14 protein-coding genes are annotated in these 10,205 nt (G+C 69.9%); 3 read left to right on the forward strand and 11 right to left on the reverse strand.

Going from position 1 to position 10,205, the window contains the following annotated elements; translation table 11 throughout:
- From VIU94_RS27275 to VIU94_RS27320, 10 genes are all read right to left on the reverse strand, one after another.
- The coding region (locus tag VIU94_RS27275; protein WP_331915082.1) for a response regulator at positions 1-504 on the reverse strand (504 nt) is incomplete at its 3' end.
- A gap of 50 nt (positions 505-554) precedes the next feature.
- The gene (locus VIU94_RS27280) at positions 555-1,193 is read right to left on the reverse strand and encodes a CBS domain-containing protein (RefSeq protein WP_331915084.1); all 639 of its coding nucleotides are present in this window, start codon (positions 1,191-1,193) and stop codon (positions 555-557) included.
- Positions 1,194-1,219: 26 nt separating this feature from the next.
- Positions 1,220-1,678 carry a Crp/Fnr family transcriptional regulator gene (locus VIU94_RS27285; RefSeq protein WP_331915086.1) on the reverse strand — a complete coding sequence of 153 codons (459 nt, stop codon included), beginning with the start codon at positions 1,676-1,678 and terminating at the stop codon, positions 1,220-1,222.
- A 168-nt stretch (positions 1,679-1,846) separates the two neighbouring features.
- Positions 1,847-2,530 (reverse strand): respiratory chain complex I subunit 1 family protein, encoded by a 684-nt coding sequence (locus tag VIU94_RS27290; RefSeq protein ID WP_331915088.1) that lies wholly within the window; start codon positions 2,528-2,530, stop codon positions 1,847-1,849.
- Positions 2,527-2,829: a hypothetical protein gene (locus VIU94_RS27295; protein WP_331915090.1), complete on the reverse strand. Its 303-nt coding sequence runs from the start codon at positions 2,827-2,829 to the stop codon at positions 2,527-2,529. The genes VIU94_RS27290 and VIU94_RS27295 overlap by 4 nt, the downstream gene beginning before the upstream one ends.
- A gap of 221 nt (positions 2,830-3,050) precedes the next feature.
- Complete coding sequence (locus tag VIU94_RS27300) at positions 3,051-3,464, reverse strand: STAS domain-containing protein (RefSeq protein WP_331915092.1); 414 nt, start codon at positions 3,462-3,464, stop codon at positions 3,051-3,053.
- Positions 3,465-3,502: 38 nt separating this feature from the next.
- A complete protein-coding gene (locus VIU94_RS27305; protein WP_331915094.1) occupies positions 3,503-3,913 on the reverse strand; it encodes an ATP-binding protein in 411 nt (136 codons plus the stop codon).
- Complete coding sequence (locus VIU94_RS27310; protein WP_331915096.1) at positions 3,910-4,323, reverse strand: pyridoxamine 5'-phosphate oxidase family protein; 414 nt, start codon at positions 4,321-4,323, stop codon at positions 3,910-3,912. The genes VIU94_RS27305 and VIU94_RS27310 overlap by 4 nt, the downstream gene beginning before the upstream one ends.
- The gene (locus VIU94_RS27315; RefSeq protein WP_331915106.1) at positions 4,320-6,023 is read right to left on the reverse strand and encodes a SulP family inorganic anion transporter; all 1,704 of its coding nucleotides are present in this window, start codon (positions 6,021-6,023) and stop codon (positions 4,320-4,322) included. Before VIU94_RS27315 ends, VIU94_RS27310 begins: the two co-directional genes overlap by 4 nt.
- An 11-nt stretch (positions 6,024-6,034) precedes the next feature.
- Positions 6,035-6,376 (reverse strand): ArsR/SmtB family transcription factor, encoded by a 342-nt coding sequence (locus VIU94_RS27320; protein WP_331915098.1) that lies wholly within the window; start codon positions 6,374-6,376, stop codon positions 6,035-6,037.
- Positions 6,377-6,585: 209 nt separating this feature from the next.
- On the opposite strand from VIU94_RS27320, the gene VIU94_RS27325 reads away from it, so the two are divergent.
- The 3 genes from VIU94_RS27325 to VIU94_RS27335 all read left to right on the forward strand — a co-directional run bounded on the left by VIU94_RS27325 (position 6,586) and on the right by VIU94_RS27335 (position 8,276).
- Positions 6,586-6,951: a zinc ribbon domain-containing protein YjdM gene (locus VIU94_RS27325; RefSeq protein ID WP_331915108.1), complete on the forward strand. Its 366-nt coding sequence runs from the start codon at positions 6,586-6,588 to the stop codon at positions 6,949-6,951.
- Positions 6,952-7,362: 411 nt separating this feature from the next.
- Positions 7,363-7,692, forward strand: a complete 330-nt coding sequence (locus VIU94_RS27330; RefSeq protein WP_331915100.1) for an ArsR/SmtB family transcription factor — start codon at positions 7,363-7,365, stop codon at positions 7,690-7,692.
- A 110-nt stretch (positions 7,693-7,802) separates the two neighbouring features.
- A complete protein-coding gene (locus VIU94_RS27335; protein WP_331915102.1) occupies positions 7,803-8,276 on the forward strand; it encodes a DoxX family protein in 474 nt (157 codons plus the stop codon).
- 1,457 nt (positions 8,277-9,733) lie between these two features.
- On the opposite strand, the gene VIU94_RS27340 is transcribed toward VIU94_RS27335, so the two are convergent.
- On the reverse strand, positions 9,734-10,205 hold a 472-nt coding region (locus VIU94_RS27340; RefSeq protein WP_331915104.1), incomplete at its 5' end, for a TSUP family transporter.

The raw sequence follows: 10,205 nt of genomic DNA on the forward strand, positions 1-10,205 counted from the left end.
CCGCTCCCTCTCCGACAGCGCCGCGAGCCGCTCGTCCTCCGGCGGCTTCGCCGCCTCGGGGTCGCGCAGCGAGTGCATCAGCCGGGCGGTGGTGGCCGGGTCGAGCATCGACTGGCCGGTGGCCACGGTCCGTACCGCCGATACGAGATCGGAGCCCTTGATCTGCTTGAGGACGTACCCTGCGGCCCCCGCCATGATCGCGTCGAGAAGAGCGTCCTCGTCGTCGAACGACGTCAGCATCAGGCACGCCACTTCAGGCATCCGTGAGCGCAGCTCCCGGCACACGGAGATGCCGTCGCCGTCGGGCAGTCGTACGTCGAGCACCGCCACGTCCGGCCGCAGGGCGGGTCCCCTGGCCAGCGCCTGCGCCGTCGTCGCCGCTTCGCCGACCACTTCCATGTCGGGCTCGTCGTCGATCAGGTCACGAAGGCCCCGACGGACGACCTCGTGATCGTCGACGAGAAAGACCCGGGTGGTTGCATCGGCCGCGGGCAGTTCGGACATGGCGACCCCTGTGATCGTTGGGTACCTACCGCCCCCATAAGGATTGTCCGTCACGAGGCGTCTTCATGGGCACCGAGATCCATCCGGACGTCCACGACCCCCTCCACGGCCCGCACGGCGCGTGCGAGCAACGGCACCAGCGATCGGTCGGAGAGCGACCCACGGATCGTTGCCACACCGTCCGCGACCGTCACATCCAGCCCCACGGGTACGGCAGGCTCGCCGAGGACGGAGTGTCGGATGTCCTCCTCGATCTCGTTGTCCGTACGGAGGAACACCTTCAGCAGATCGCTCCGGCTGACCACGCCCTCCAACATCCCGACGCCGTTGACGACGGGCAGGCGCTTCACCCTCCGCGTCGCCATGATCCGTGCCGCTTCTGCGAGCGTCGCGTCCGGGTGGACGGTCACGGCCGGGCTGGACATGAGCTCCCCGGCCCGCAGGGCTCCGGCCTTGGACGCCGCGGCGAACTCGTCAGGGCGGGGTTCGTCCGTGCGGAATTCCTCCTTCGGCAGCAGGTCAGCCTCCGACACGACCCCGATCACCCGTCCCTCCCCCTCCAGAACGGGCAGGGCACTCACCTTCCACTGGTCCATGAGCGCGACGATCTCCTTGTAAGGCGTGTCACGCCCGATGGCGACGGCGGTGTGGGTCATGACGTCGCTGACGGTGTAGCGCGAGGCGGGCATCACGTTTCTCCCAGAGAGGTGAGGATCTACAGGCCGCTTCCGTGCGGGGCGTAGAGATCCAGCAGCCGTACGCGGGCGGAGAAGAGACGATGGGCGAGCATCTGTCCGACGAAGTGGTCCAGGGCGAGGCCGAAGCTCGGATCGGTGTCCATCATCATGCGCACGGTCGCCGCGTCGAACTCGTCCGCTCGTACCCGTGTCATGGCCTCGGCCCCGAAGTGCCAGCGGTACGGCTCGAACAGCCACGACCAGCCGAGCAGTTCGCCGGCGCTGACGCTGTCGATCACGGCGGGCCGCTTGCCGGGTACGCGGACGTCCAGGGTGACCGTCCCGGTACGGACGATCCAGAACCGATCCGCGTATCCACCTTCCTCGAACAGCCGGGTACCTTCAGGGAAGTCCACTGGGTCGGCGCATTTCAACAGCCGGTCACGCTGATCGGCGGAGAGAGCTGCGGTGAGGCGTGGGTTAGGGGGAGTGCTCATCGGGGGCCTCCTGATCGGTGTCCACTCCCAGTCTCTTTTCATGTCGTGAGCGAGGGGAGGGCCGGATGGTCCCCTTCTCGCACCGCTCGGTCGCCGACGCGAACAGGTGGAAGGCCCGGCGAGAGAGTTGGCTTCTCTGCACTTCACTCGATCGAGGTTCGTCGTAGATCACTGGGTCTCCTCGGGGCGAGGGCGGGGGATGCCGAGGTCGGTGAGCGGCCTTTTGGTCAGGCGTGCGGCTTCGGCTTGCTTGGCGCGAAGGAAAGTCAGGGTGGAGTCGATGCCTTCGACCTCGCCCAGCCACTGTTCTTCCTGGGCCCGTTTGCGGCGGAGGAGAAGGTCCTTCTCGATCTCCGCGAGGCGGGGCAGCATCTTGGGGTTGACCTGGAGCATCGGGCAGTGGATGCATGCACGTGGATGCAGGGTCGGCTCGGCCAGGGCCGCGATGGTCATCTCCCGGGAAGATCCCATGCCGCCGAACGCGGTGCCGGTGTCCAGGCCCGCCAGGGCGAGGGCGACGGTGCCGAGGGCCAGCAGGGCCACGACCAGGATCAGGTCCCCTCGTCCGGCGAGCGGGGTCTCGGTGGACAGCAGTGGGACGAGGGCGGCGACCACGAGGGCAGTGGCCACCAACAGCGCCGGAGCCGTACGGAAGGCGGGTCCGGTCCCGATCGGGGTGATCGGCTCCTTGTGCAGCAGCTTGCGGGTGTCGCGCCACGGCTGGAGCACTCCGGCCCCGGCCCGCCCCTCCAGGCGTGCCCGCACCTGCCCCATCAGCCCGGTGAGCAGCGGCGCACCGCCCACGACCACGACGACCTGGGCGACCACGGCCACGTATCCGATCGCGCTCACCAGCCCACCGCCAGCGCCACCAGCAAGGTCAACAGGCCGAAGAAGCCATAGCCGAGATACAGATGGACGCTGCCGCCCGCCAGCCGCCGCGCCCACTGTCCCGTGCGGGCGAGGAAGGCCAGCACGGGTTCGTACAGGCGGCGCTCGATCCGGTCGGGTACCCGGTTGCGGAAGCGGACCCGCTCCACGAGGTACGCGGACTCGTGTGCGTGGGTGACGTTCACGTCCTGCTCCGGGGCGAGTACGTCGTCGAAGACCCGCTGCAGCGGCTCGGCGAACGAGGTGGCGGTGTAGGCCATGCGCGGGGTGGGTGCGCCGCCGCCGCAGTCCCAGAGCTTGGCGTTCCGCCGCTGCTTGTGGTTTGCGTACAGCCGGGGCAGGTACGTGACCAGGCGTTCCAGAGGTTCACGGGGGAGGTTCGCGACATCCCCGCTCGCCGGGCAATGGCGGAAAGTGACCTGGTCCCATCCCCTGCCGCACAGACAAGAGGTGGGACCACGAGCTGTACCCGAGCGAGCCGCTACGCGAGCGGGATGGCGGCGGATCCTCGCGTGCCCGGCCACTCGTCGCTGCACCATTCGCGCTGGCCGTCGGCCGCGGCTTGGTGGGAGGCGAGCGCGGCCGGCAGGTCGCAGTGGACGAGGATGGGCGCCTGACTGCCGTCGGGGACGAGGGAGCCGTCGGCGGGGATCGCGGCAAGTTCGAGACAGCGGCCCTCGGCCGCGAGCCGTCGGGCGGCGTCGGCGACGGCAAGCTGCCCGCCGACCGACCACCCGCGCAGGCTCGTCAGATCCAGGATGACCGGGCCCGTGCCCCGGGCAAGCGCCCAGCCGACCGCCCCGGTGAACCGGTCGACGGCCTCGGCCCCCAGGAACCCGGCCAGGGACAGGACCCCCAGTTCCTTCTGGACCGTGTAACGCCACTCGATGGTCATGAACTCGCCTTCACTCTCACAGGGGTCTCGCAGGGGTTTCACAGGGGGAGGGTGATCCACACACTCTTGCCGCCTCCGTCCGCGTCACGCCTGAGCACGCAGGTGCCGCCGTGCTGCGCCGTCACCTCGGCGACGGTTGCGAGGCCGCCGCCGGCGCTGGGGATGATGCCCGGGTGGTACGGATGACGGTCGTGGACCGCGAAGGCGAGGGTGTACTCGCCGGCGGCGAAGGTGACCGTCAGGCTCGGTGAGGAGACGGCGGCGTGCCGGACGCTGTTGACGACCAGCTCGCTGAGGATCAGCAGCGTCGGCCCCATGGCTGGATGCGTGGGTTCGATTCCCCAGGACGCGTACGTCATCTCCGCGGTCTCACGGGCCAGCCGGACCGAGGCCGGCACCGTGGGCGCGGTCAGTACGTGCCGGTGGGGGAGCGCCTCCACGGCGGTCATCGGGGCTCCACTGTGCCGAGGCGGTGGCCGCTGACCGTCTGGGGGGTGATGCGCAGCAGCGTGTCGTGCGGTCCGTAGGCCCAGCCCGGCAGCGTGCGGCGGTAGTGCGCGGCCTCGACAGGGTTGTCGACCAGTTCGGCCGGTCCGCTGACGGTCACGCTCCAGCCACTGCCGACGGGCAGTCGGAGATCGTCCGCCTGGTAGGTCAGTGTGACCCGGTCGCTCACGGCGTCCGCCTGGACCGGGGCACGGACGATCAGGCGCCCGTACTCCAGGACGTGGAGCGCGGGGCGGACGACCGGCTGCTCGCGCCGCAGGTACACCAGCCGGCCGTGCGCGGCGCCTTCGAGCAGCCAGAGTGCCTCGGTTCCGGTGACGTCGATCATGCGGCGCAGGGTGGGGGCGGTCATCTCACGTGCTCCTGGACGGTGGTGCGGGCGTGCTGGTCGGGGACGGTGGGGAGGAGGCCGACGCCCTGGAGGTGGGCGCGGGCTCCTGCGATCGCCTCGGGGGTCGTGGCGTACTCGCGGCCCTCGTACCGCAGGAGATCGAGCGCCCCGACGGAGTCGAGGGTCTGGCGCTGCCCGGGCCTTATCCCCGAGGTCATGACGGCGATGCCGCGCCGGTTCAGCTTCTCCACCGCGTCCTTGAGGACGAGGGCGCCGGTGGCGTCCATGGTGGTGACGCGGGACATGCGCAGGATGACGACCCGGACGTCGGCGACCTCGGACAGTTCCAGGAGGAAGCGGTGCGCGGCGGCGAAGAAGAGCGGGCCGTCGATGCGGTACGCGACGATGTGCTCGGCCAGCAGGGCGTGTTCCTCGTCGCTGTGCTCGCCGGGCAGATCCGGCCGGAAGTCCACCTGGTCCATGCGCGCCTGCTTCGCCACGGCCCGCAGAGCCAGGGCGCCCGCGACGACGAGCCCGATGATCACCGCGTACACGAGGTCCAGGGCCAGGGTGGCGACGGCGGTCAGGACCAGGACGACGGCGTCGGAGCGGGTGGCCCGCGCCATCGCGCGCAGCGCGCCGACCTCGACCATCCGGAGCGCGGTGGCCAGCAGCACGCCGGCCAGGGCCGCGAGGGGGATCTTCGACACGAGCGGGGCCGCGGCGAAGACGATCACGGCGAGGATCACCGCGTGGGTGAGGGCGGCCAGCCGGGAGGAGGCGCCGCCGCGGACGTTGACCGCGGTACGGGCGATGGCACCGGTCGCCGGGACACCGCCGAACAGCGGTGCTGCCAGGTTCGCCAGGCCCAGTCCGAACAGCTCCCGGTCCGGATCGTGCTTCTGGCCCACCGTCATGCCGTCGGCGACCTGCGCCGACAGCAGCGACTCCAGAGCCGCGAGCGCGGCGACCGCCACGGCCGGGGCGATCAGCGAGCCCAGCGCGGACAGGTCGAGGAAGGCGAGGGAGGGGGCGGGCAGGCCGGACGGCAGGTCGCCGATCGGCGCGGCGCTGAGGTGGAAGACCTGCGCCACGACCGTCGCCGCGATCACCGCGACGATCGAGAACGGGATCGTGGGCCGCCAGCGCGCTCCGGCCAGCATCACGGCGGCGACTCCGAGGGCCAGCCCGATGGCCGTCCAGTCAGGGGCCTGGGCGAACTCCTGCACGGCCCGCCAGGCCACCACGAGCACGCGGTCGCCCTCGGGCTTGGCCACGCCGAGCGCGTTGGGGATCTGCTGGAGGCCGATCACCAGCGCGATGCCCAGGGTGAAGCCCTCGACGACCGAGGCAGGGATGTAGGCCATGTACCGGCCGGCCCGGGCCACAGCGAGACCGACGCAGATCAGCCCGGCGAGAAGTCCGACGGTCAGCACACCGCTCGGGCCGTACTGCGCCACGATCGGGACCAGGACGACGGTCATCGCCCCGGTCGGACCGGAGACCTGGAGGTTCGATCCGCCGAAGAGCGCGGCGAGCGCACCCGCGACGACGGCGGTGGCGAGCCCGGCCTCGGCGCCGAGCCCCGAGGAAACCCCGAAGCCGAGAGCCAGCGGCAGCGCGACGATCGCGACGGTGAGCCCGGCCAGCAGGTCCCGCCGAGGGCTGCGCCCCATCGCCGCGACATCGGCACGGGTGGGCAGCAGCGAACGCAGCCGCATCCACAGCGTGCTCACCGGGCAGCGACCTCGGCTTCCCGCAGCTCGACCAGGAGCTCGTTCTGCCCGGCCAGCATCTCGGTGAGGATCCGGCGCGCCGCCTGCATGAGGTCGGCGACGTCCCCGCCCGCCAGGGTGTAGATCACGGTCGATCCCTCCCGGCTGGAGGTCACGATCCCGGACCGGCGCAGGACCGCGAGCTGCTGCGACAGCGCCGGTGCCTCGACGTCGATCGCCGCAAGGAGCTCGCGTACGGGCATGGGCCCGCTCTGTAGCAGCTCCAGGACGCGGATGCGGACCGGGTGCCCAAGCATGCGGAAGAACTCGGCCTTGGCTTGATACAGCGGAACCGGCACGGTCGCGAACGCTCCTCGCCATCGGGGTCTGCTTGGTGCTGTGCCCGCGGCTACCTGCGGACACAGCCAATAGAGCATCTAACGAACTGCGAAATTATGCAATTATTGGTTCCGTGATGTGGCCCCGCATCACCGTCGCCGCGCGCTGGAGGCGGGCGCGGGGCACACTCCGCACCCGACCGAACCGCCTGAACGAAATGGACGTGACCGTGCCCGAGACGCTTCCCCCGTGTCCCCTGTGCTCCGGTACCTACACCTATGAGATGGGCGCGCTGCTGGTGTGCCCGGAGTGCGGGCACGAGTGGTCCCCGGTCGCCGACGAGACCGCAGCCGGCTCTGGCTCCAGCTCCGGCGAGACGGTGATCAAGGACTCGGTCGGCAACGTCCTTGCCGACGGCGACACGGTGACCGTCGTCAAGACCCTGAAGGTCAAGGGCAGCCCGACCGGCATCAAGGCCGGCACGAAGGTCCGCAACATCCGTCTCGTGGACGGCGTGGACGGCCACGACATCGACTGCAAGGTCGAAGGATTCGGCCCCATGCAGCTCAAGTCCAGCGTGGTCAAGAAGGCGTGACCTGACACAGCGGAGGACTCACTGAAGTGCGCTGACGCGTCGCGGCCCGCGCGCCCCGCTGCGCCAACGCGGTCAGCGCATGGACGGGATCACGCCGGGTCGCGACGAGTGGTTCCGGTGCCGCCGCGCAGCGTCCACGCTCAGGAGCGGGGAGTGGCCGCAGCGGGGACACTGCCCGCTGGCGGTGGCAGCCGCCCGGAGCAGTTTCAGGCGGCAGGACGGGCACCTCAGCAGAGAGCCGTCCGTGCCGGCAAGCCTCGGAACGCGCATCGAGATCCCCCTTCTCGACCTTCGCAATTTCCAATCTTGGCAATTACGAAGGTCGGCGCATGGGTGTGGCTGAGCGAGGATGGCCCGTATCCATGGATCTGTACGGCCGGACGGGCCGTCGATGAGGAGGGGGCCGGTTCGGTGAGCGCGCCGTTGTACCAGCTCAAAGCAGACTTCTTCAAGACGCTGGGGCACCCGGCGCGCATCCGCGTGCTGGAGCTCCTGAGCGAGCGGGAGTACGCGGTGTCCGAGATGCTGCCCAAGGTCGGCATCGAACCGGCGCATCTCTCGCAGCAGCTCGCGGTGCTGCGCCGCGCGAACCTGGTGGTCACCCGAAGAGAGGGTGCGAACGTCCACTACTCACTGGCCAGCCCGCGCGTTGCGGAGCTGCTCCGGGTCGCCCGCGAGATCCTGTCCGGTGTCCTGGCGGACCAGGCCAGACTCCTCGGCGACCTTCGCGCCGAGGAGTAGGCGCCGGCACCGCCGCCGCGGGTGGGGCGCTGACCGGTGGCCGTCTCCCGTCCCTCCCCTGATGGACAGCACCTCCGGGGAGACGATAGGCGGCCACCTGGATCAAGGCCATGGGTGGGTACGCCGCCTCCAGAGGCGTACCGGCCGCCGTCCCGGCAACGGTCGCCAGCGGCCTGGTGATCCTTGCCAGAGGGGTAGGCGTCGCCCTTGGTATCTGGGCAGACCTCGGGGCGCTTCTCGTAGCCGTCTTCGCCTTCCCGACGGCCGTCCTGATGCACGGATTCTGGCGGGAGCAAGAACCACAGGCACGCCAGATGGAACAGACCCACTTCACGAAGGACACCGCCCTCGGCGGCGAGGCACTGATGCTGATCGCGTTCCTCTCGTACGCCGGTGACGACCTCGGCCTGACGATCACGGGCCGCTCTTCGACATCGGCTGAGCTGCGCACATCCGGCGGACGGGACTACGTGCCAGACCGACCACGTCTCGGAGTTGCTCGCTCACACGCATGGCACGGGCACCGCGACGGTGCCCGTGCCATGTCATGTCGCTCCGAGGCCGGGCAGGCGATCAGCAGTTGAGGTCGAGAACCGGCACGCTCTGCCCTTCATACGCGTTCGGCTCCACCGCCGCGATCAGCGCGTCCGCTCCCCACTCGGGAAGGTGACGCACGCGTGAAGGCGCGGTGGATCAGCTCGCTGACCTGGCGGTCACTGTCAGGATGCCTGCCGCGTTCAGTGAACTGGAGTTGGCCCGTGCTGAGACTCTAGTCAACTCCGACCCGCGCCTGAGGCTGGCCCGAACCCGTGCTGCCAGTGGACGCATCGCTCAGTTCCTTGCTGGAGCCCCACATCTATGGCGACGCTACGAGCAGTCCGAAGGGGCGGCCCGTGCCATTCTTCACGCTGCCATGGACGCACGTCGATGCGGACATGGTCCCCTGTTGTCCGAAAACTTCCTGCGGGTTGCCTCTGAGGGCTACGTGGATGACTCCACATGGCACAGCTTGGACGAGGACTGGTTCGCCTCCCACCTGGCCAAGCTCCTTCGACCGCATCGTCAGCTTCCTGGGCCGCTGATTGCACCATCGGCCTCGTCCCTACGAGTCACCTACCGATAGCCCGCTGTACCAACTTGCCGACTTCCTCCATGAGAAGAGCCGGGTAACGAGAGAAAGGGAACATCCCGCTCCCTCTCTGTGGGCAGCAGCAGGGGCACACTCGCGTACGGACACGGACACGCGGGAACTCGCCCAAGCCGCGCGTCGCCTGGGAGTGGTGAACTGTGAACAGCTCTATCTGAAGGCGGCTGCGTGCGGCGACGTAACCGTGCTGCGCTGGTTCACCCGTCGCCTCATTGACCTCAGGTGCTTCGAGCGGGCGGAACAGATCATCGAGGAGGCTGAGCGCCTGGCTCGCCGGGCGTACGACGTGAGCGGTAACCGGAACGGCCATCGCAGCCTGGCTCACCACCTGCTGGCGCTGGGCATGCGCGACTCGGCCGCACGCATTTACTCATGGGCCGCCGACACCGGAGACCCAGTCGCCGCGGTCTCGCCACCGTCGTCGCGAGCCACGAACTCGCCGAGGTCCTCGTCATCGGCAACGGCATCCGCGCCGGCCGCAAGAAGCACCTGCCCACCCACCCCGCACTCCGTACGGCACACAAGGCCGCCCCGCCCATCCGCCCCCCCCGGCCCGGCCGACCGCCGGCACTCTCACCATCGTCCCGGCCCCCAAGATGCTGCTCCCGCTGAGTGCCGCACCCGCAAAGACCGCTGAGGCGAAGGCCGGTGGGGGCTGCTGCGAGGGCTGCAGCAGCTGACCATCCACTCCCAGCGCGAGAGAACACAGTGGGCGCGGGCGGTCTGGGCATGTTCGGCCAGGCCACCTCGCTGCACACAACCCGCAACAGGGGACCGCGGCGGCCGCCGTCCGCGCGCGCTCCACGGGCCCCGCGTCCAGTGACGTCGTGACTCTGTACGTGAGAACGAGTTTCGACAGCACCTCCGTGCCTGGGGCTACGGAACTCTGGACGGTCAGCGCAGGATTTGGACGGCGTAGAGCGTGCCGACGCCTGTGGCGAGGGTGCCGAGCAGAAGGCGAAGCGCGATCTCCGGCAAGTGCGGCTGGAGGCGCGCGCCGACGTATCCGCCGACGAGGCCCCCGGCTCCGCAGGACAGGCCCAGCAGCCAGTCGGGGGCTACGTCGCCTGTAGCGGTCAGGGAGAGCAGCGCGTAGGTAGCCGCTCCGACGATGGAGGTCACGAAAGTGGAGGCCAGGGCAGCGGGCGCGACTGTGGCGACCGGTGCTCCGCGGCCGACGAGGATCGGCCCGAGCAGGGAGCCGCCCCCAATCCCGTAGATGCCGCCAGCGACACCGACGGCGAGGGCCAGCACCCTCGTCGCTCGGGGCGAAAGAGGGTGGGGCGTCCGGGAGGGTGCGGGGTGCATGGTCCGCAGCCACAGCCACACCCCGAGCGGCAGGAGCAGCGCCGCAACGAGGAGACGG

Source organism: Streptomyces sp., assembly GCF_036566765.1.
GTDB lineage: Bacteria > Actinomycetota > Actinomycetes > Streptomycetales > Streptomycetaceae > Streptomyces.

Bases quoted from the DNA above. Each gene is read 5' to 3' on its own strand.
- VIU94_RS27295 (WP_331915090.1), bottom strand. From the start codon at position 2,829: ATGGCCTACACCGCCACCTCGTTCGCCGAGCCGCTGCAGCGGGTCTTC.
- VIU94_RS27310 (WP_331915096.1), bottom strand. From the start codon at position 4,323: ATGACCGCCCCCACCCTGCGCCGCATGATCGACGTCACCGGAACCGAG.
- VIU94_RS27300 (WP_331915092.1), bottom strand. From the start codon at position 3,464: ATGACCATCGAGTGGCGTTACACGGTCCAGAAGGAACTGGGGGTCCTG.
- VIU94_RS27305 (WP_331915094.1), bottom strand. From the start codon at position 3,913: ATGACCGCCGTGGAGGCGCTCCCCCACCGGCACGTACTGACCGCGCCC.
- VIU94_RS27335 (WP_331915102.1), top strand. From the start codon at position 7,803: ATGGGTGGGTACGCCGCCTCCAGAGGCGTACCGGCCGCCGTCCCGGCA.
- VIU94_RS27315 (WP_331915106.1), bottom strand. From the start codon at position 6,023: ATGCGGCTGCGTTCGCTGCTGCCCACCCGTGCCGATGTCGCGGCGATG.
- VIU94_RS27285 (WP_331915086.1), bottom strand. From the start codon at position 1,678: ATGAGCACTCCCCCTAACCCACGCCTCACCGCAGCTCTCTCCGCCGAT.
- VIU94_RS27280 (WP_331915084.1), bottom strand. From the start codon at position 1,193: ATGCCCGCCTCGCGCTACACCGTCAGCGACGTCATGACCCACACCGCC.